The sequence below is a fragment of the Duganella lactea genome (genome assembly GCF_009857505.1).
In the GTDB taxonomy this organism is placed as follows: Bacteria; Pseudomonadota; Gammaproteobacteria; order Burkholderiales; family Burkholderiaceae_D; genus Rugamonas; species Rugamonas lactea.
The window spans coordinates 1-20,938 of sequence record NZ_WWCP01000047.1; the positions used below are offsets into that span (position 1 = coordinate 1).

General features: G+C 62.8%; 17 protein-coding genes. 5 read left to right on the forward strand and 12 right to left on the reverse strand.

Going from position 1 to position 20,938, the window contains the following annotated elements; all coding sequences use genetic code 11:
• Positions 1-535: lipopolysaccharide heptosyltransferase II (waaF, locus tag GTP44_RS24175; protein ID WP_371867313.1), on the reverse strand; the 535-nt coding region annotated here is incomplete at its 3' end.
• Positions 532-1,764 carry an O-antigen ligase family protein gene (locus GTP44_RS24180; protein WP_161021432.1) on the reverse strand — a complete coding sequence of 411 codons (1,233 nt, stop codon included), beginning with the start codon at positions 1,762-1,764 and terminating at the stop codon, positions 532-534. The genes waaF and GTP44_RS24180, both read right to left, overlap by 4 nt.
• 46 nt (positions 1,765-1,810) lie before the next feature.
• Between GTP44_RS24180 and GTP44_RS24185 the strand changes: the two genes are divergently transcribed.
• On the forward strand, positions 1,811-2,623 hold the full coding sequence (locus tag GTP44_RS24185; protein WP_161021433.1) for a glycosyltransferase family 2 protein: 813 nt from the start codon (positions 1,811-1,813) through the stop codon (positions 2,621-2,623).
• A 90-nt stretch (positions 2,624-2,713) separates the two neighbouring features.
• On the opposite strand, the gene GTP44_RS24190 is transcribed toward GTP44_RS24185, so the two are convergent.
• Complete coding sequence (locus GTP44_RS24190; RefSeq protein WP_229256504.1) at positions 2,714-3,322, reverse strand: response regulator transcription factor; 609 nt, start codon at positions 3,320-3,322, stop codon at positions 2,714-2,716.
• The gene (locus GTP44_RS24195) at positions 3,309-4,931 is read right to left on the reverse strand and encodes an ATP-binding protein (RefSeq protein ID WP_229257063.1); all 1,623 of its coding nucleotides are present in this window, start codon (positions 4,929-4,931) and stop codon (positions 3,309-3,311) included. The genes GTP44_RS24190 and GTP44_RS24195 overlap by 14 nt, the downstream gene beginning before the upstream one ends.
• A 247-nt stretch (positions 4,932-5,178) precedes the next feature.
• On the opposite strand from GTP44_RS24195, the gene GTP44_RS24200 reads away from it, so the two are divergent.
• Entirely contained in the window at positions 5,179-6,144 is a 966-nt protein-coding gene (locus GTP44_RS24200; RefSeq protein WP_161021435.1) for a VirK/YbjX family protein, read from the forward strand.
• Positions 6,145-6,186: 42 nt separating this feature from the next.
• A complete protein-coding gene (locus tag GTP44_RS24205) occupies positions 6,187-6,420 on the forward strand; it encodes a DUF6139 family protein (RefSeq protein ID WP_161021436.1) in 234 nt (77 codons plus the stop codon).
• Positions 6,421-6,524: 104 nt separating this feature from the next.
• On the opposite strand, the gene dnaE is transcribed toward GTP44_RS24205, so the two are convergent.
• On the reverse strand, positions 6,525-10,067 hold the full coding sequence (gene dnaE, locus GTP44_RS24210; RefSeq protein WP_161021437.1) for a DNA polymerase III subunit alpha: 3,543 nt from the start codon (positions 10,065-10,067) through the stop codon (positions 6,525-6,527).
• A gap of 111 nt (positions 10,068-10,178) precedes the next feature.
• Here dnaE and GTP44_RS24215 point away from each other — a divergent pair, with 111 nt between their 5' ends.
• Entirely contained in the window at positions 10,179-11,054 is an 876-nt protein-coding gene (locus tag GTP44_RS24215; RefSeq protein ID WP_161021438.1) for a sulfurtransferase, read from the forward strand.
• A gap of 12 nt (positions 11,055-11,066) precedes the next feature.
• On the opposite strand, the gene GTP44_RS24220 is transcribed toward GTP44_RS24215, so the two are convergent.
• Both GTP44_RS24220 and GTP44_RS24225 read right to left on the reverse strand, forming a co-directional pair.
• Positions 11,067-11,270: a DUF6447 family protein gene (locus GTP44_RS24220; protein WP_161021439.1), complete on the reverse strand. Its 204-nt coding sequence runs from the start codon at positions 11,268-11,270 to the stop codon at positions 11,067-11,069.
• Positions 11,271-11,282: 12 nt separating this feature from the next.
• The gene (locus tag GTP44_RS24225) at positions 11,283-12,386 is read right to left on the reverse strand and encodes an acyltransferase family protein (RefSeq protein WP_161021440.1); all 1,104 of its coding nucleotides are present in this window, start codon (positions 12,384-12,386) and stop codon (positions 11,283-11,285) included.
• A gap of 94 nt (positions 12,387-12,480) precedes the next feature.
• Here GTP44_RS24225 and GTP44_RS24230 point away from each other — a divergent pair, with 94 nt between their 5' ends.
• Positions 12,481-13,575 carry an acyltransferase family protein gene (locus GTP44_RS24230; protein ID WP_161021441.1) on the forward strand — a complete coding sequence of 365 codons (1,095 nt, stop codon included), beginning with the start codon at positions 12,481-12,483 and terminating at the stop codon, positions 13,573-13,575.
• A gap of 46 nt (positions 13,576-13,621) precedes the next feature.
• Here GTP44_RS24230 and GTP44_RS24235 read toward each other — a convergent pair whose 3' ends face one another.
• From GTP44_RS24235 to GTP44_RS24255, 5 genes are all read right to left on the reverse strand, one after another.
• Positions 13,622-14,983, reverse strand: a complete 1,362-nt coding sequence (locus GTP44_RS24235; protein ID WP_371867314.1) for a TolC family outer membrane protein — start codon at positions 14,981-14,983, stop codon at positions 13,622-13,624.
• A gap of 4 nt (positions 14,984-14,987) precedes the next feature.
• A complete protein-coding gene (locus GTP44_RS24240; RefSeq protein ID WP_161021442.1) occupies positions 14,988-16,349 on the reverse strand; it encodes an HlyD family type I secretion periplasmic adaptor subunit in 1,362 nt (453 codons plus the stop codon).
• Positions 16,350-16,351: 2 nt separating this feature from the next.
• The gene (locus tag GTP44_RS24245) at positions 16,352-18,163 is read right to left on the reverse strand and encodes a type I secretion system permease/ATPase (RefSeq protein ID WP_161021443.1); all 1,812 of its coding nucleotides are present in this window, start codon (positions 18,161-18,163) and stop codon (positions 16,352-16,354) included.
• Positions 18,164-18,373: 210 nt separating this feature from the next.
• A complete protein-coding gene (locus GTP44_RS24250; RefSeq protein WP_202424212.1) occupies positions 18,374-18,835 on the reverse strand; it encodes a DUF6165 family protein in 462 nt (153 codons plus the stop codon).
• Positions 18,836-18,840: 5 nt separating this feature from the next.
• Entirely contained in the window at positions 18,841-20,892 is a 2,052-nt protein-coding gene (locus GTP44_RS24255) for a hypothetical protein (RefSeq protein ID WP_161021444.1), read from the reverse strand.
• Between the last annotated feature and the right edge of the window lie 46 nt (positions 20,893-20,938).

The following is a 20,938-nucleotide window of genomic DNA, read 5'->3' on the forward strand; positions in this document are numbered from 1 at the left end:
GGTCGAGGCCGCAGCGCGCCAGCACGGCGGCGATTTGCGCCGGCGTCGCCACCAGTCGCGGACGCGGCAAGGCCGCGCGCGCGCCGGGTCCCTGCACCGTCACCGGCGGCCTGGCCAGCGCGGCGTAGAAGGCCACCATCGGCCTTGGCGGCGTCTCGTCGTGGTGCATCAGGTTGATCAGACCATGGCGGCTCTCGCCCTTGTAGCCGACGCGCTTTGGAATGCCGGCCAGCCACGGGATCAGCGCGTACTTGATGGTATTCGGCAGTACATAAGCGTCGGCGTAGCCGCGCCGGCGCAGCAGGCGGGCGAATTGCCAACGCTGCTTCAGTTGCAGCGCGCCGTGGCGGAACGGCGTCTCCAGCACCTCGTCGACCTCGGCCACCTGGCGCCACACCGGCGACACGGCCGGCGGCGCCAGCACGTCGATCGGCCGCTCCGGGTGGGCGGCGCGCAGCAGCCGCAGCAGCGGCTGCGCCATGACGGCGTCGCCGATCCAGTTGGGCGAAATGATCAGGGTGCGCAATGGCTTCACCGGGCTTCCTCCCTGGCGTTCAGGCACAGTCCGGCCAGCAGGAACAGCATCATCGCGTAAAACATATTGCTGCGCACCGACCAGAAGATCACCTCGGTCAGGCCGAAGCTGAAGTAACTCAGCACCAGCAGCATGCCGGCCAGCGCCGGCGCGTTGCGCCGGTGGTCGCCGCGCTGCAACTGGCGGCGGAAAAACAGGAACGGCATCACCAGCGTGCTGCTCCACACCAGCAGACCGATCACGCCGCCGTGCACCAGCACCTGCACGATATCATTATGGAAATGCTCAGCCTCCAGCACGAACGGATGGGCGTGGCCGTCGGTGACCAGTTGTTCCAGCTCGGCGCGCACCACCGGCGGGCTGGCGCCCAGCAGCGGGTGGCGTTCGATCAGTTGCAGCGCGCTGCGCCACAGTTCCAGCCGGATGCCGACGCTGGTGTAGCTGGGCCCGTGGTTAAAATACTGGCGCACATCGCTGATGCCCTCGTCGACCCGTTGGCGGGCGCCGGTCTGCGGAATGAAGTAGGTGCTCACCACCAGCGCCAGCGCCAGCAACGCCAGGACTTTGCGCCAGCGTCCGCGCAGCACGTGGCCATAGCGAATCAGCAACAGCGCCGCCAGCACGATGGCGCCCCAGCCGCCGCGGGTGCCGGTGGCCACCGAGCCGACCAGACCGGCCAGCGCGCCCAGCGCCGGCCACACCGCGCCGCGGCCGGCGAAGTCCAGCGTCGCCACCAGGCACATCAGACTGAGGCACAGCATCATGTCGCCGAAGGTGATCGAGTTGATCAAGCCGCCCGGGCGGTAGATGTCCAGCCCCCAGCGCTGGTAGGCGATGAAGGCGCCGCCGGCCACGGCGCCGGCGATCATGCCCCACCACAACGCCTTGCGGCTGGGGCGGCAGGCCAGCACGGTCAGCGTGACCGTCACCGCCGCCAGCATGCGCAGCGGCTTCTCCACATCGCGCATGCGGAAATCGCCACTGAGCAATCCTTGCAATATAGCAAATAACAATACCGCAGCGAACGCTACCAATACCCCGCGAATCTCAGTAAGATGTCGCACCAGCACCGGCCAGCCCTGGCGCCGATACATGAGCGCCGTCAGCACAAAGGCGAAACTGCACAGGCCGACACCAAAATTAGTGATCAGCAGCAGGAAGGGGAACAGGAAAATCAGGCTGTGGACGAAGACAGTGCTGGCTGTGGACGGGCGTAGGGTATTATTCATTCAACTTATCGATTATTGCAAAAAAGCAATCCGCCACAGCACCGCCATGTCACCTGCTCTTATTTCCGTAGTCATCACCACCTACAACCGGCCGGATGCGCTGACCGCCGTCGTCGAAGCGTGCTTCGCCCAGGACGACCGCCGCTTCGAAATCATTATCGCTGATGACGGCTCCGGCCACAACACACAGCAGACGGTGGCGGCGCTGCAGGCGCGCTCGCCGCTGCCGCTGCGCCATGTGTGGCAGGAAGACCTGGGCTTTCGCGCCGCGCGCGCGCGCAACCTCGGCACGCTCAACGCCAGCGGCGACTACATCATCTTCCTTGACGGCGATTGCGTACCGCAGCGTAATTTTATCAGCCAGCACCGCAAACTGGCGCAACCCGGCTATATGGTGCAGGGCAGCCGCATTTTACTCAACGAGCCGGCCACCGCGCGCGTGCTGGGCCAGCACCTCGACCTGAGCACGCTGGACACCGGCGCCAAGCTGGCGTGGCGCCGCAACGGCGCGCTGAACAAAGTGCTGCCGCTGCTGATGACCTTGCCGGACGTGGGGCGCACCCGGCGCCGCTTCACCTGGCGCCGCATCAAGAGCTGCAATATGGCCGTGTGGCGGGCCGATCTCGATCTGGTCAACGGCTTCGACGAAAGCTTCCTCGGCTGGGGGCACGAGGACGCCGACCTGGTGGTACGGCTGTACAACGCCGGCGTGCTGCGCAAGGACGGCGCCTACGCCACCGAAGTGTTCCACCTGTGGCACCGCGAAGCCAAGCGCGACCACGAAACCAGCAACCGCGCCACCGTGCTCCAGCGCCGCATCGACCGCACCATCGTCGCCACCAAAGGGCTGCGCGCCTAAAAACCCCGGTGTCAGGTCTGACATTCGCACACGGGCTCAACTGCTCCGCAGTTGAGCCCGTGTGCGAATGTCAGACCTGACACCGGGGTTTTACTGCTCCAGCATGCTGATGCGCACCAGGTCGGCGACGTTGTCGACCCCCAGCTTGCTCATCAGCCGCGCCTTGTGCACTTCCACCGTGCGCACGCTGATGCCCAAGGCCGGGCCGATGTCGCGGTTGTGCCGTCCCACCACCACCAGCGCCATCACTTCGCGCTCGCGCGGCGTCAGCTCGCTCAGCAGGCTGGCGCCGCGCGAACGGCGTTGCTGCTCGCTCTGGTTGGCGCGGGCGCGCGACAGGGCCTCGTCGATCGCCCCGATCAGCTTGGCGTCGTCGAACGGCTTTTCCAGGAAGTCGACGGCGTCGGCCTTGAAGGCGGCGCGCGCGGTGCTGACGTCGCCATGGCCGCTCATGATGATCACCGGGATCGCGCAACCGCGCCGCAACAGCTCCTGCTGCAGGCTCAGCCCGTCCATGCCGGACATGCGGATGTCGATCAGCAGACAACCACTCCAGTTCGGTTGCCAGCCCTGCAGAAAGGCTTCCGCGCTGGCGAACACGGCGGTGCGATAGCCGCGCACCCCCAGCAGCAAGCCCAGCGCGTCGCGCACGGCGGGATCGTCGTCGACGATGAATACGGTTAAATCATGCTGCAACATAGTGCTCCTGTCCCTCTTCCGCGCGCCGCGCCAGCGGCAACGCCATCCTGAATATGCCCTGCTCGCCCACCTCGGCCCACAGGGAGCCGCCGTGCGCTTCCATAATGGCCCGGCTCAGCACCAGGCCCAGTCCCAGGCCGGTGGCCTTGGACGATACAAACGGTTCGAACAAGCGCGCCTGCAATTCCGCCGACACGCCCTTGCCACTGTCTTCCACGCTCAGTTGCACGCAGCTGCCGGCACCCTCGCCGGCCAGCCGGCCTTTGCGGTCCAGCAGTTGCGCCGACAGCCTGATGCGCCGCTGCCCGGCCGGCCGCTCCTGCACCGCGTCCAGCGCGTTGGCCAGCAGGTTGCGCAGCACCAGCTCGACCTGCACCCGGTCGGCCAGCATCGCCAGCGGCGGCATCTCCTCGACCGTCAGCTGCACCCCGTGCTGGCGCAGCTGGGTAAAAAACTGCTGGCTCACCGACGACACCAGTTGCCCGACCTCGACCGGCTCCAGCCGCATCGCGCCGGTGCGGAAAAAGTCGCGCAGCCGGCGCACCACGTCCGCCGCCCGGCCCGACTCGGCGATCATGCGCTGCACCGCGTTCTTCAGCATCTCGCCGCCCGGCCCGACGTCGGTGCGCTCGATCAGGTGCTCGCACGCCTTGCCGTAGGCGCTGAGCGCCGTCAGCGGCTGGTTCAGCTCGTGCGCCAGCGCGGCCGCCATCTCGCCCGCCGCCGCCAGTCGCAGCGACTGCTTCAGGTCGTTCGACACGCGGCGCAGCTCGTCGACCACGATGCCCAGCGAGAAGCCCACCAGCGCCAGCATCGCGTCCAGCATCTGCAACTGCGCCACCTCGATGTTGACCGCGTTGTTCCACTTGACCAGCGCGCCGATGCCCAGCTGCAGCACAAACACCATCAGCGCCGTGCCGTAAAACCCCTGGCGCGACGCCGCCCAGATCACCGGCAGGAACAGGAAGTAGAAATGCTTGAACTCCGAGGTGGCGATGGTGCCGAACACAAAGGCCAGCACACAGATCGCCAGGGCCAGGTAGCCCAACGTTTCGCAGCGCCACACCGTTGACTTCAGGCGGCCGCGCCCCTCGGCGCTGGACAGCATCCACAACAGCGGCATCGACACCAGCACGCCCACCATGTCGCCGATGCCGAAGCGCAGCACCACCGCCGCCCATTCGCCCGACGGAATCAGCCCGGCCAGCGACAGCAGCGACATGTAGACCACGTCGTTGAACAGCGTGCCGCCGACCACGATCAGCACCCACTCGAACAGCTTGCGCCGGCTGTCGAACACGCCGCCGCCGCCGAACGCGCGCTTGAGCACCGCGCCCAGCATGCCGTAGCCGATCACCAGCCACAGCGATAAAAGCAAGGTCAGCGGCAGCCCGGCCGGCATGCCGCGCACCAGCCACTCGCCCAGCACCAGCGCCACATACCATGGCAGCGCCGCGCGCCAGCCATGCAGCAGCCAGAACACCAGCCCCAGCGCGGGATCGGGATTCCACGGCGTGATGTTCAGGCCGTACAGCGGATCGATGTAGGTGGCCCAGTCGAACAGCACGTACAGCGCGATAAACGCCGGAAAAGTCAGGGAACGGGGCAAGGATCGGGCGCTCATACGGGGCGGCTTGTATCGCAATGTATCATTATGCATTGCGTCTATTCATCTTACCTTGCATTTTACACAGTAAGGGCAGCCCTTAGGCAGGCACATCTCTTCGATACAACAACTCGGTTAACCGGGCGCCAATTATTAAGGGAAATGCGTAGATCTTTACACCAATTTACAATGCGTTACATGAGATCTACTATCGCGACTCGCCCACAAGGCCCATTTTGGAAGAGTTCCGATGCCGCAGTCCATCACCATCCGTTCCGGCGCCGCCGATTTTGCCGGTTTTAAATACCTGCGCGAGCGCCTCAAACTGGCCTTGCGCGCCCGCCTGCACCAGCGCGCCACGTTCGGCTGGCTGCGGCTACTGAACTCGCATCCGCTGTTCGCCGAACTGGTCAAGGCCAATCCGCGCCTGGTCTACAAGATTTACCGTCCCTACCTGAGCAACACCACCAACATCCACGGCCGCCTGGCGATGCTGAGCGCGCACTACCGCCACATCTTCAGCCACGGTATGGGTCCGCTGTCGGTGCAGGCGGCGCGCGGTCCGGTGCTGCTGGGCCGGGTTGAAGGCAAGAGCGGCCTGCCCTACCACGTGCAGCTGCGCGCCATCGATCCGATGGAACGCGAGGGCGAACTGGTGTTGCAACTGATGCAGGGCGACGCGCTGGTGACCAGCTGCGCCTTTGCCTTCATCGAGGGCGAGCGCGGCATGGCGCTGGGGGTCGGCTGCATGCAGGGGCCGAAGGGCGAACGCGGCCTGCAACTGATCAAGGACGCCACCCGCGAGCTGCACGGCCTGCGGCCGAAGAACCTGATGATCAAGCTGCTGAGCCAGATCGCCCACGATCACGATTGCAGCACGCTGCGCCTGGTCGGCAACGCCAACCGCGCGGTGTGCGGCGCCACCCGCCAGGGCAAGGTGCACGCCGACTACGACGCGCTGTGGCTGGAACTGGGCGCGACCCGCCGCGCCGATGGCGACTTCCAGCTGGCCAGCGAGCCGATCTGCGAGCCCGACCTGACGCTGATCGCCTCGAAGAAACGCTCGGAGGCGCGCAAGCGTCACGAAACCTTGTGCGAGCTGGCGCAGGCGGTCGGCGTCGGCCTGCACGCGCCACGCATCGAGGCGGTACCGGCGCCGGTCGAAGCGCCGGCGCTGTGGACCAGGGATGACGCCGATAAGTACGCCCTGGCGTAAAAAAATCCGTTACCATGGGCTTTTCGTCCGAGGAGAAATACCATGCGTGTGGATATTTATTGCCGAGATGAAGCACAAGGCAAGCATACTTATCTGGCGGTGCCCGAGGGCAAGCCGATTCCGGAAGAAGCGACCAACACCGATTGGCACGCCGAGGCGCAACGCGTCGAGGTGGACGACGAGCGCGATGAGCTCTCCGCTTACCATATAGAACGTCCGTTGGCGCAGATCGGCGCCAAGGGGTATGCGATCACCGGCGTCGGCGCGCAGTTCTGACGCGCCCCACCGACATCCCACCGACATCCCACCGTCACGCCGGCGCACGCCGGAGTCCATGGAACGCTGACTCAGCATGGATGCCGGCCGGCGCCGGGACGACCTCAATATTCGACGGCGACTTCTTTGGCGCCCAGCACTTGCTGCAGCGCCAGCTGCAACGCGTCCGACGGCGCCACGCGCCACGCCTCCCCCAGCTGCACCACGCAACTGACACCCTGCGGCTGAATGCGCGCGGAAATCGGCAAGCCATCCGCCTGACGGTGCGGCGCCAGCACCTCGGCCACCTTCTTCGCATCGACCGTGGTCGGCAGCGCCATCCCCAGCTGCTTGCCATGCTTGACGCGCGCGCTGACCAGATCGAACACCTTCTCCGCCGAAATCCGCAGCCCGCCCGAGAAACGGTCTTCCGACACTTTGCCGATCACCGCCAGGAATTCATCTTCCTTGAACATGTGCTTGTGCTCCTCGAACACCTCGGCGTACACGGTCACCTCCACCACCGCGCTCTTGTCGTCGAGCGTGACGATCAGCAGCTTGCCACGCTGCGTCATCTGCGGCCGGATGCCGGTGATCACGCCGCACAGCATGCGCGGATCGCGCGACGGCTCCAGGTCCGCCAGCTTGGTGCGGGCAAAGCGGCGCGCTTCCGGCGCGAACGAATCGAACATGTGGCCGGACAGGTAGAAGCCCAGCGCGATCTTTTCCTCCGCCAGTTTCTGACGATCGGTGAACGGCGCGGCCTTGACGTAATCCGGTGGCGGCTCCAGGTCGGAATCGTCGCCGCCGAACAGGCTGACCTGATTGGCCGACTTGGCCTGCTGGTCGGCATACTCCATCGCGAAGCCGACCGACGCCAGCAGCACGGCGCGGTCGACGCCGAAGCCATCGAAGGCGCCGGCGCGAATCAGCGATTCGATGGTGCGGCGGTTGATCTGCTTCTTGTCCACGCGCTTGCAGAAATCGAACAGGCTGGTGAACGGACCATCGGCATTGCGCGCCGCGATGATCGCCTCGATCGCGTTCTGGCCCGCGCCCTTGCACGCGCCCAGGCCGTAGCGGATCTGCGTCACCTTCTTGCCGGTGACCGACGGCGCGGGGCCGTCCGGCACGAAGCGGAAGTCGGACTTGTTGATGTCCGGAGGCAGAATCGTCAGGCCGCAGATATCGATCGCATCCTCGACCAGGATCTTGACCTTCTCGGTATCCTCCATCGCCAGCGACATATTGGCCGCCATGAACGCGGCCGGATGGTGCGCCTTCAGATACGCGGTGTGATACGACAGCAGCGCATACGCGGCCGCGTGCGATTTATTGAAGCCGTAGCCGGCGAACTTCTCCATCAAGTCGAAGATCTCGTCGGCCTTCTGCTCCGACAGGCCATCCTTGGCGGCGCCGGCGCGGAAGATGGCGCGGTGCTCGGCCATCTCCTCGGCTTTTTTCTTACCCATCGCGCGGCGCAGCATGTCGGCGCCGCCCAGCGAGTAGCCGCCGACGATCTGCGCCATCTGCATCACCTGCTCCTGATACACCATGATGCCGTAGGTTTCCGACAGAATCGACTCGGTGCGCGGATCGGGATAATCGAACTTCTCGCCATGCTTACGCTTGCAGAAGTCGGGAATCAGGTCCATCGGACCCGGACGATACAGCGCCACCAGCGCGATAATGTCCTCGAAACGGTCGGGACGCGCGTCTTTCAGCATGCCCTGCATGCCGCGCGACTCCAGCTGGAAGACCGCGACGGTTTTCGCCTTGGTCAGCAGCTCGTAGGACGGACGGTCGTTCAGCGGCAGCCTGGCCAGGTCGAACTCGGACTCGGCCGGATCGAGCGCCTTGATGTAGCGCACCGCGCGGTCCAGAATGGTCAGCGTGGTCAAGCCCAAAAAGTCGAACTTCACCAGGCCGACGGCTTCGACGTCGTCCTTGTCGTACTGCGACACCACGCCGCCATCGCCGCCCTGCGTGTACAGCGGGCAGAAGTCGGTCAGCTTGCCCGGCGCGATCAGCACGCCACCGGCGTGCATGCCGATGTTGCGGGTGATGCCCTCGACCTGCTGCGCCAGATCGAGCAGCTGCGCCACCTCCTCCTCGTTCTGCTGGCGCTCCTTGAGCATCGGCTCCTCCTCGATCGCCTCGGCGATCGACACCGGCTTGCCCGGCTTGAACGGAATCAGCTTGGAGACGCCGTCGCAGAAGTTGTAGCCGAAGTCCATCACGCGGCCGACGTCGCGGATCGCGCCCTTGGCCGCCATGGTACCGAAGGTGGCGATCTGCGACACCGCCTCGCGGCCGTACAGATCCTTCACGTGCTGGATCACCAGCTCGCGCTTTTCCTGGCAGAAGTCAATATCGAAGTCAGGCATCGATACCCGTTCCGGATTCAGGAAACGCTCGAACAGCAGGTTGTACTTCAGCGGATCGAGGTCGGTGATCTTCAGCGCATACGCCACCAGCGACCCGGCGCCCGAACCACGGCCCGGACCGATCGGCACGTCATTGTTCTTGCCCCACTGGATAAACTCCGCCACGATCAGGAAGTAGCCGGGGAACTTCATGTTGATGATGGTGTTGTTCTCGAACTCCAGCCGGTCCTCGTAACGCTGGCGGTTGGCCTCGCGCTTGTCCGGGTCCGGATACAGCTGGATCAGGCGTTCCTCCAGCCCCTTCTTGGTTTCCGCGCGCAGGAAATCATCGATGGTCATGCCCGGCGTCGGGAAGTTCGGCAGTTGCGGCTTGCCCAGGGTCAGCGTCAGATTGCAGCGCTTGGCGATTTCGACCGAGTTTTGCAGCGCCGCCGGCAGGTCGCGGAACAGCTGGCCCATTTCGGCCTGCGTCAGGAAACGCATCTGCTCGTTGAAGCGCTTGACCCGCTTGGCGTTGGCCAGCATCTCGCCCTCGGCGATACAGACGCGCGCCTCGTGCGCGATGTACTCGTCCCTGGAGATGAACTGCACCGGATGCGTCGCCACCACCGGCAGGCCCAGCTTGGACGCCAGCGCCACCGAATGGCGCACCTGCATCTCCTGGTTGGGCTGGCCGGCGCGCTGGATCTCGATATAGAAATGGCCGGGGAACAAGGCCGCCCACTTGCGCGCGTTGGCCTCGGCCAGCGCCGGGTTGCCGTTCTCGATGGCCATGCCGACGTCGCCGAAATGCGCGCCGGACAGCACGATCAGGCCGTTGGCCGGATTATCGTCCGGCAGCAGCGCATAGGTTTTGGTCGTCAGTTCCCGCAGCCACTCGGTGCGGATCTCGGCGCGGCCCTTGTACTGATTGGTCAGCCAGGCTTGCGACAGCAGCTCGCACAATTGCAGATAACCCATGCGGTTCTTGGCGAACAACATCAGGCGCGAAGGTTTCTCGCGGTTCTCATCGTTGGTGATCCAGACATCGACGCCGACCACCGGCTTGATGCCCTTGCCGCGCGCCGCCTTGTAGAACTTGACCATGCCGAACATATTGGCCAGATCGGTGACCGCCAGCGCGCCCTGCTGGTCCTTGACCGCCTGCTTGACCAGATCGTCGATGCGGACCAGGCCGTCGACGATGGAATACTCCGAGTGCACGCGCAGATGGACAAAAGACGGTCCCGCCGGCACCACAGCGGTGCTGGCCAATGTTTGTTCGTTTGCTACCATATTCATACGCGGCTCGATGCGGGTTCAATAACCCCCTATTTTACCGCGCGGCGGCGGCGGCCGGAGCGCAGGATCAGCGTATAATGTCGCCTTTCCCTTTTTTGATCCTCCACCATCATGCAAGCTAATACCGCTTTACAAGCTGAAGCGCATGCTGGCGCTGCCCAGCACGTCAACATCGCCGCCTACAAATTCGTCACCTTCGATGACACCGAGGCGATGCGCCCGCAGTATCAGGATATCTGCAACCGGCTGGGCCTGAAAGGCACCATCCTGCTGACGCCGGAAGGCATCAATATGTTCCTGTCCGGCCCGCGCGGCAACATCGACGAATTCCTCGCCTGGGTGCGCGGCGACGCCCGTTTCGCCGACCTCGAAGTGAAGGAAAGCCTGTCGAGCGAACAGTCGCACAAGCGCATGCTGGTCAAGATCAAAAAAGAAATCATCACCATGCGCATGCCGCTGATTAAGCCGGAAGAAGGCCGCGCGCCCAACGTCGCCGCCCACACGCTCAAGCGCTGGCTCGACGCCGGCGTCGACGACGAAGGCCGGCCGGTAGTCATGGTCGACACCCGCAACGATTTCGAGGTGGATGTCGGCACCTTCGACCACACGGTCGACTACCGCATCAAGAAGTTCACCGAATTCCCGGAAGTGATCGCCGCCCACAAGGACGACTTTGAGGGCAAGACCGTGGTCACCTTCTGCACCGGCGGCATCCGCTGCGAGAAAGCCGCGATCCACATGCAGAACATCGGCTACGACCATGTCTACCAGCTGGAAGGCGGCATTCTGAAATATTTCGAGGAAGTCGGCGGCGACCATTACACCGGCGACTGCTTCGTGTTCGACTACCGCACCGCGCTCAACCCCAAGCTTGAGCCGACCGAGACGGTGCAATGCTTCAACTGCCGCGCCGTGGTCACGCCGCGCCAGCAGCTGGCGCCGGAGTACGTGTTTGAAAAATCCTGCCCTGCCTGCTACAGCGAATAAGCCTGCAACTGCTTACTGCAGCTTGCGCGGCACCAACTGCTGCAACGCCTTCTCATAGGCGTTGCGAGCAGTCTGGAAGACTGCCAGCTTGGCTTTCAAGTCCCCTATCTGCGCATCGACATATTGCAAGCTTGTGACCTGCTCGCGCGCTTCATTGTTCAGCTCACTCAGCTTGTAAGTGTGGCCGTCGACCGTGACTTCTACTTCTTCTTCCAAAATGCTTCCTTTTTAATGCGTTGATGCCGGCACCGGCACCGTGCCGTAGCTGCTGCGCAGACGCAGGAACGGCTCCTCGATCGCATGATAACTCAAGGTCGCCACCGCCCACACGGCGCCATACACCAGCGCCAGCGCCAGCGCCGCATCGAGCGCCGGCATGCCGGTGAGCACCGGTGCGCCAAAGGTGCGCGCCAGCGGCTGCACCACCCCCATGTGCAACAGATAGAACGAGAAACTGATCTTGCCGCCATGCGTCATCACGCGCTCCAGCCAGACCGGCAGGCGCCCCTGCCAGCTAACCCACAGCACAATGAGCACCGCCCAGACGGCGCTTTCCAACATTGACCAGCCGATCCAGAACGGCGTGCGCGGCACGACGTTGAACGGCGCCAGATGGGCCTGCAACGCGCTGTCACCCACCGCCAGCGCCACCGCCGGCAACAGCAGCCAGCCAGCGAGGCGCGCCAGCCATGGCTGATGGCGCTGGAACAGCACCGCTGCCAACATGCCGATCAGGAATTGATCGAAACGGCCGACGAAGGTGCTGAAGTACATCAGCGTCGCCCGCTCATTCTCGCCATACACCATCACTTTGAAGAACAGCATCAGCGCCAGCAAGCGCCACAGATATGTCGCGCCCTGCTCCAAGACGAACTTGGCCAAGAAGGGGAACAACAGGTAAAACAGAAACTCCAGCGGAATGCACCAGGCTGCGCCGGTGACCACCGTCTGCGAAGTCGGCGCGTTGCCCAGGTTGGCGCTGAGCACGTATAGCACGTCCTGCGGCTGAAACTTGTCACGGCCAATCGACAGCGCCAGCAGGAACACCACCAGATACAGGGGCGCCACCCGCAGCAGGCGGTTACGGATGAATGGCCGATAGGCAATCTGCCGCTGGCGCTGCGCGATGCGCATGAACAGGAAGCCAGACAGCGTGAAGAACAGCGCGACGCCGGTGTGCCCTTCGGTGATCAAGCCGAGCCACGGGCTGCTCAAGCCAGCGCCGCCGGCCCCGCGCCATGCCAATGAATAGTGGTACAGAAACACCAGCGTAGCGGCAAACCAGCGCAACTGGTCGATACGGGGGCTGTAAGGCAAATTCAATGATTTCATCGGGACAGCGCCAGACGGCGCGGAGCAATTTTATTACTCTATAATATCGCGCTTGACTGAAATCAACCAATCCGCGCGCGAAGGCCAGCACGACATGACCAAATTTATATTCGCCAACCAGCTGCGCGGCATCGCCGCCCTGCTGGTGGTAATGACACATTACTTCGGCACCTTCTTCGCCGAGCAAGCCCTGCTGTCCGAACGCACCTTCTCGCCCAATCTGCACTTGGTGAAAGGCGGCTGGGTGCACTTTTTCGAGCTCGAATACCAAGGCCCGTTCGGCGTGGCCCTGTTCTTCCTGATCAGCGGTTTCGTCATTCCATTCAGCCTGAAAAAGAGCAGCGTCGGCGGCTTCCTGGTCAACCGTATCCTGCGCATTTTCCCAACCTACGCCACCTGTCTGGCGATCGGCACGCTGGCCATCGCCCTGAGCGCACACTACTGGGGCCAGGCCTTCAGCTACAACGGCGGCGTGCTGGCCGCCAACGCACTGCTGGTGCACAACTTGCTGAACCTGCCGTCCATGGACGCCGTCAACTGGACGCTGTCGATCGAGGTCAAATTCTACATACTGGCGGCACTGGGCGCAGCAGCGCTGTTCCGTCCGCATCCGGGCTGGCTGCTCGGCTTCCTGGCCGGCGCCGTCGGCATCACCACTTGGTGGTGGCACGGTGGCGCCTCAATGCCGCCAACCATCTTAACGATGGAACTGAACTACCTCATCTTCATGCTGGCCGGCTGCCTGTTCTACCAGCACGTGGCAGGCCTGATCCGCACCCGCGCCCTGCTGCTGCGCTCCGTGCTGGTGCTGGCCAGCTTCAGCCTGACCTGGTCGATCGGGCCGCAGCACGACCAGTTCCCGTCCGTGACGCGCTGGTACTACAGCGCCTGGGTGGTGTTCGCCGCCTGCTACGCGCTGCGTGCACATTTTCGTCCGCTCCCCGTGCTCGACTGGCTGGCGGCGATCAGCTACCCGCTGTACTGCGTGCACGCGCTGTTCGGCTACTGCGCGCTGAAGATCCTGATTGACCAGGGCTGCCGCTACGGCGTCGCCGTGCTCATCACCCTTCCCTGCACCTTCGCGCTGGCCTATCTGGTGCACATCACCGTGGAAAACGGCAGCAACCAGTTGGGACGGCGCTGGGGCGACGCGCTATCGCGGCGCCCGCCGGCAGCAACAACGGGCTAAAAAAATGGCAGCCCGGTGGGCTGCCATGTTTTCTGTGCCTGTCCGCTTAGCGGAAATAGGTGCTGACTTCCTGCACATCCTCCGGTCCCAGCACGCCGGCCGCCGCCTTCAGCTTCAGCTGCGCCAGCAAATAGTTGTAGCGGGCCTGGGCCAGATCCCGCTGGCTGGTGTAGAGCTGCTGGCGGGCGTTCAACAGATCGAGGTTGATACGCACGCCGCCTTTGATGCTCTGCTCGGTCGCGATGATCAACAGCTCACCGGACGCCACCGCCTTCTCCAGCGCGCGGATGCGCGTCACGCTGCTCAACACCGCCGCATACTGCTTGCGCAATTCGATCACAATTTTGTCCGTGCGGACCTGCAGCTCCGCCTTGGCTTTTTCCAGCCCCGCCACCGATTGCCGGCTCGATGCCACCACCGAGCCGCCGGAATAAAGCGGCACCGTCAGCTGGATACCGATGGCGCGGTTCACCGTGTTCTGATTGTAGGTATTGATCGTTTCCGCATCGGCCCGGCTATAACTGGCGACAAAGTCAAGGCGCGGCAAATGGCCGGCACGACTCTTATTGACCTCCTGGCGCGCCGCCTCGATGGCGAAAGTCTGCGCGCGCAGATCGGGGTTTTCTTCCAGCGCGCGCTTGCGCCACGCCTCGAAACCGCCTTCCGGCGGCGGCGCGATGCGGAAGTTTGGCGCCAGCTCGTCGAGCACCGTGACCTCCTCGCCGACGAGGGTCGACAGCGTGGCCAACTGGGTCTGGCGATTGTCCTCGGCTTCCAGCAACTGCGCCTCGGCCAGATCCAGTCGCGACTGGGTTTCCAGCACATCGGTCTTGGTGCCCTCGCCACCGGTAAACAGACGGTCGTTGACGGCCTTCTGTTCGGCATACATATCGCGCTGCGCCTTCATGATGCGCACCTGCTCGTTCGCAAACAAGGCATCCATATAGGCCGACGTCACGCGCACGATCATCTCCTGTGCGCGGCCCTCGAAATTCTCGTCGCTGTACTTGGTCTGGGCCATGCCCTGCTTGTAGCGCGCCCAGGCATCCATATTGAACAGCGTCTGGCGCAGCGTCACGCCGGACGAACGGCTGATGTACTGCGGGTAAGTGGTGCGCATCTGGCCGAGGACATTGGGCGCTTCCAGGTCTACCCGGTTGCGGCTGGACGAATAATTGGCCTGCATATTGGGCAACAGATTGGATTTGCCCAAGGTCGCGTATTCCTTGCCGCCGATCGAATCCTGCACCGCCTGCTGGTAGAGGGCATCGTTGGACAGCGCTGCCTGGAACGCCTGCATCATGGTCATGGCCGAGGCGTTGTTGGCGCACAGCAGCGCGCCAGCCAGCAGCGCGGCGCTCATCGCGCGCAACACCGGCAAGCGTTTGATGGCTTGAGTCTTCTTCACTTGATCAGTCCTCCGTCAATGCCGACTTGGCGCGGTCTTTGAGCGGCTTGAGCAGGTAACTCATCATGGTACGCTCGCCGGTCTTGACGAACAGCTCGGCCGGCATGCCGGAACGGATGTCGAGCTTCTTATCGGCGATAATCTTCGCGCCTTCCTTGGTCACACGGGCACGCACCTTGTAGTACGGCTGACCGGTGCGCTCATCGACGGTGCGGTCGGCCGATACCTGGATCAGTTCCCCCGGAATATGCGGCGTGCGGTTGCTGTTGAAGGCCGAGAAGATCAGCTCCACCGGCAAACCGGTGTGCACGCGATCGACCAGGTTGACCGGCAATTGGCCTTCGACCACCAGCGCGTCGTCGGTCGGCACCAAGTCCATCATGCGGAAGCCCGGCGCCACCACGCCACCATTGGTGAACACCGCCGAATTGACCACCGTGCCGTCGACCGGCGCCTTCACCTCGGTATTGGCCAGCTCATACTCCTGGCCGTCGAGACGGCTTTCCAGTGCTTCCGCTTCCCGCTGCGCGTCCGCCAGCTGGGTACGCACTTCCTTCTGATAGTCCTGGGTCCGTTGCAGACGGCGCAGCGTGATCTCGGCGATTTGGCGCTGCGTGCGGCCGATGTTGCCATTGTCTTCGGAGATGGCGCCGTTCAGCTGAACGAAGGTGCGTTCGACGTCGAGCATGCGGCTGCGGGCGATGTAACCATCCTTGGCCAGGTCGCGCAGATTGTCGAGCTGCTCCTTGATAATGACCAGCTGCTGCTGCTTGCTGGCGCGCGATTCCTGCACGCCCTGCAATTGCGCCTTGAGGCCGGCGATGTTCTCGTCGTAGGCGCTCAGTTCATTGCTCAGCGCGGTGCGGCGGGAAGTGAACAGCTGGTTTTGCACGTCAACAGCCCCCACCACGCGCGGGTCCTGCTTATCCTTCGCCAGGGCCGCCGGGAAGCTCATCTTGCTCAGGCCATCGCGTTCGGCGATCAGCCGCGCCTCGGATGCACGGGCCGTGATGTACTGGGCACGCGAGGTTTCCGCCTGCGACTTCGCCAGCGTGCTGTTCAAGCGTACCAGCACCTGGCCGGCCTTGACCACATCGCCGTCCTTGACCAGGATTTCCTGCACTGTGCCGCCACTCTGGTGCTGAATGGACTTGCGGCTGCTTTCCTTGGCCACCGTGCCGGACATCGGCACGCCCTTGTCCAGCGGCGCGAAGCAGGCCCACAGGACAAAGCCGCAAAAACCGAACAGCACGATCATCCAGCCGACGCGGGCGTAGCGCGACGCATCGGTATTGACCGACAGCGGCGTCACGTCATGGGTGATCACGTCCGCTGGTGGCGTATTCTTGGTAGATAAATTTCGCATGATTACTCCTGATTCGAAGTGGCGGCCTGGGCATTAGCAGCGGCGTCGGCCTGCATTTGCGCTTGCGCCTGCGCTTGCGCCTGGGCTTGCTGTTGCGCCTGGGCTTGCTGTTGCGCCTGCAGTTGTTTCTGGTTGGCTTCGTTCAAGGCATTGACCACATCCTTGGTAGGGCCAAACATGTTCACCATGCCGTCACGCAGCAACAGCAGCTTGGTGGTGGCGCCGATGGCCGAGGTACGGTGGGTGATCAGCACGATGGTCTTGCCGCGCTGGCGCAGGTCGTTGACCGCCTGGATCAACGCCGCCTCGCCCACATCGTCCAGGTTCGAGTTCGGCTCATCAAGCACCAACAAGGCGGGATCGCCGTACATCGCCCGGGCCAGGCCGAGACGCTGCTTCTGACCGCCGGACAGGCCGGCGCCGCCGTCGCCCAATGGCGTATCGTAACCCTTGGGCAGGTGCAAAATCATATCGTGCACGCCGGCGCGCTTGGCCGCCAGCACCACCTTCTCCGGGTCGACGTCGCCGAAACGGGCGATATTGTCGCTGACGCTGCCGCCAAACAGTTCGATGTCCTGCGGCAGGTAGCCGATGTGCGGACCGAGTTCGCCCTTGTTCCATTGGAAGATGTCAGCGCCATCGAGACGCACCTTACCACCGGCTGCTGGCCACACGCCCACCAACAGGCGTGCCAGCGTCGATTTACCGCAGCCGCTCGGGCCAATCACGCCCAGCACATCGCCCGGCGCGATGGCGAAGTTGACACCCTTCAGCACCGGCGAGGCCATGCCTGGCGCCGCCGCGGTGACGTTCTCGACCGAGACCGCGCCTTGCGGCTTCGGCAGTTCCATGCCGGCCGGACGCTCGGGATTACTCTCCAGCAGCGCGGTCAGGCGCTCGTAGGCGCTGCGGGTGCTGGAGAAGCTTTTCCACACACCGATCACTTGCTGCACCGGCGCCAGCGCGCGGCCCACCAGGATCGAGGCGGCGATCATCATACCGGCGGAAATTTTGTTTTCCAGCACCAGCAGCGCGCCAAAACCCAGCACCAGCGACTGCAGCGACACCTGGACAAACTTGGTGATCGCGGTGATCAGGCCGGCTTTCTCACTGGCCTCGGCCTGCAGTTGCAGGAAATGGTCGTGCAGCTTATGCCAGCGGCGCAGCAAGCTCGGCAGCATACCCATCGATTCGATAACCTCGGCATTGCGCAGGTTGTTGGTGGCCAGCGTGTTCGACACGATGGCGCTGGCGTTGGCGTCGGCCAGCGGCTTGTGCGTCACGCGCTCGTTGATAAAGGCCAGCACCACCAGCACGCAGGTACCGCCCAGCGCGAACAGGCCCAGCGACGGCTCAAACAGGAAAATCACGATCAGGTAGACCGGGAACCACGGTGCGTCGAAGAACGCGAACAGCGCGTTACCGGTGAGGAATTGGCGGACATTGGTCAGATCCATCAGCGCCTGGCCGGCATTGCCGCCGGCTTTCTTCAGATTCTGCTCGAACGCCGCGGTGTAGACGCGCTTGTTGAGCTGCACGTCGAAACGGGCGCCGACCCGGATCAGCACGTAGCTGCGGATCAGCTCCAGGCCGGACATCAACAGATAGGCGAGCAACATCATGATGGTCAGCATCAGCAGCGTCAGTTCGCTGCGGCTGGCCAGCACGCGGTCATACACCTGCAACATATAGATCGACGGCACCAGCATCAGCATATTGGTGATCGCGCTGAAGACGCCGATGGTGACGAAGGTCGATTTGAACGTCGTCAGGAGTTCGGCTATCTCGCCTTTGGTTTTTAAGAAGTTTTTCATGTATGCATCACTGTGCAGGTTGAACGCGGAACCGCTCGTTACGCTTGATTTCGTTCCCCGATTACTTGCAAAACGGAATTCCTTGGGGAATCAAAATTTACGCGAAGCAGCATTATCGCTGAAAACGCGCAGAAAATGTGATCTGCATCACATATTTTACACTTCGGTTACAACGGTCGGAGGGATGTTGTGCGCTTGAGTGCACACGCATCAATAGGCCTGATAGGATTTTTCTTCCACAATCGCGCTGCCCAGCAGTTCATTGATCTGACGCTTGATGGCCGCACGCTGATCATTGCCAAAGTAGACCTTGCGCGCCAGCTGAACGAAGCTGTCGTCAAAACACTGGCGACGTTCACTGTCGCGCTTGCCGTCTTCCACCACCCACAATTGGCTGTTGATGCCCTTCAACTGTAGCAGCAGTCCAGGCAAGCCGGCAGGGAAGCGGGCCAGATCGCCAACCACCTTGTCGATTTCTTGACGCTCCTTGTTCACATTGGCAAGCTTGTTAGCATCTTGTAACTTTTCCGCCTTAATCTGCAAAATGGTCAGCTTGTCAAACACCTCGCCCCATGCCACTGGCAGTTGCGGCATGGCGGTCCATGCCGGGAGCTTGGCCGCCGGTGGCACCACCGCTGTCGCTTCCATGATTATTACCGTCTCCTTGCCCATTTACGTCACATTAACTTGGAAAATCCATCAATACTCACGTTCTTCTCCTTGGGGCGGCCCACGACCAGCATGCTGCTCAGATCACTGCCGGGCAAGGCGGCTTCGGCCCAAAACTCATAGTCGGCCTCAATGCCGGCGGCACAGGCATTAGCCACTTCTTCACGGCTGACGGGCCCCATGAAAATAAAGGGACGACAACGCTTCAATGTCTTCATGGCCCCGGCAATGAATTGCGCGAAGGGCATGGGTGACTGCACAATCAGGCTACCACAGGATGGCAAGGCCAAATCATCCACGGTTTGATTCGGCACAGCGATCATCCGCCGGGTATTGCCCCATTCGCTGGAGCGGCTTTCGGTCCAAGGGTCCAGCGCCCTGATTTTCACGTCCTTGGCGCCGGCGATGGCCATCGCCTGCAACACCCGCGAGGCAAACAAGCCGGCGTTGAACAGACTACTTTCCACGCTACGCGCCAGCAAGGCGCGCGGCTCCAGAACGATCAGCTCGCCGTGCGGCGCCACACGCTTCGCCAAGATCAGCGCCAGGCTGGCGTCAGGCGCGCAGGCCAGTACGCACACGCTACCAGCGTTGAGAATGTGTTGTGTCAAATAAGTAAAGCGCTTGGTGGCGTGCGCGTGCTCGGCAATTAGCCTTTGCCGTACCAGGCGGCGCGTGGCGTCGTTGCTGTCCACGCAGCTTGCCGTGCTGATATCCGTCACCAGGGCGAGTCCCTTGGGCTCATGGGGCGCCGCTTGGCGCTGCACCATTTTTTCTTGTAGCTTGCTCAACACTTCGACCGGCGAAATGCTCTCCCAGGCGTTGTGATAAAGCGAGCTGATCTTCTCCCACACCGCCAGTTCCACCTTGACCTTGCCGAAGGCCGGCAATAGTTCATAGCCTTGCGGATTGATCGCCGCGGAAAACGGGTAATAAGGGTAGTGGCCCCCAGCAATTGTGGAGCACAGATGAACCGCCGGAGTAGAACACAGGTCTGCCACATGCGACGCAAAGCTGTTCACGGTAATCAGACCGTCAACCAAGCCGCACAGAGCCTTGAATTTTTCGGGTGTGTTGATCTGGCTGGAGAGGTCGATCAACCGTTTATGTTGCAAATCGATAGGCTGATCCACGATCAGTCTCATCTCGGGGTCCAGCTCCAACAGCCGCCTGGCAAATTTGCTGGCAATCCCGGGCGGCATCGTGCGCATCGGCACGGACGCCTTAGGATTAAACAACACCTTCTTACCCGGCTTGTCATGGAGCACGCTGCGCACTTCGTTCCAGGCATCCCAGCGGATATGTCCGCAGTTGCGTTTGTGCTCGGGGCGCACTGTCTGCGGATCGAGGCCACACCACCACAAATACCAGTCCACCGCAGGCAAGGTTTCATACTCTGGCTTGTCGGTAAGCCCGGAAAAATCAAAATAGCCGTCGTACTGGGCAAACTCGCATACCGTTGGCGCCTGGCACAGCACACGCTCGACGGATTTATCAAATGCAACGATATCTGCCGCGGCCGCGCTCACCCCGGCGCCGAACACGATATCGCAGCTCACGCCGGGCAGATAACGCGCCAGACAGGACTGCACCTGCCGAAAAGCAGTGATACCGATGGTGCAATCACCGAGGTTGGTGCCAAAGCCGTTGATCACGGCAATGCGAAAATGCTGCTTGTCAGGCTTGCTGGCGCGCAAAGCCTGCAACTGCGCCGGAAGCACCTCGGCCTCCTTGTGAAAATACAGCCCCTCGCCTACCAGCCGCGAAGACATCCGTCCCAGACGGGTCGGAAAGAAGAGCCAAGATAGCAGGGATTCCTCACCGCCCAGCTTCACGCCCAACTGATCCAACAACAGCATCTGTTTGGCAGCTTCATCGGTGTCTGGATGCGCGAGGACGTATTCGTCCTGCAACTTTTCGATGATCAGGCGCAGCTCGCAGCCAACGTCAAGGTAGAGCCGGTCCACCTGGGCAGCATCCAGATCGGTCACGGCCTGAAAGTGGCGGCGGAAAACCTTGGTGTCGAGCGTGACATCCCGGGTCAAAGAAAAAATAAGCATGCACAATCCTTAGAAAAAAACTCCACCCCGTGCGGAAGGTGGAGTT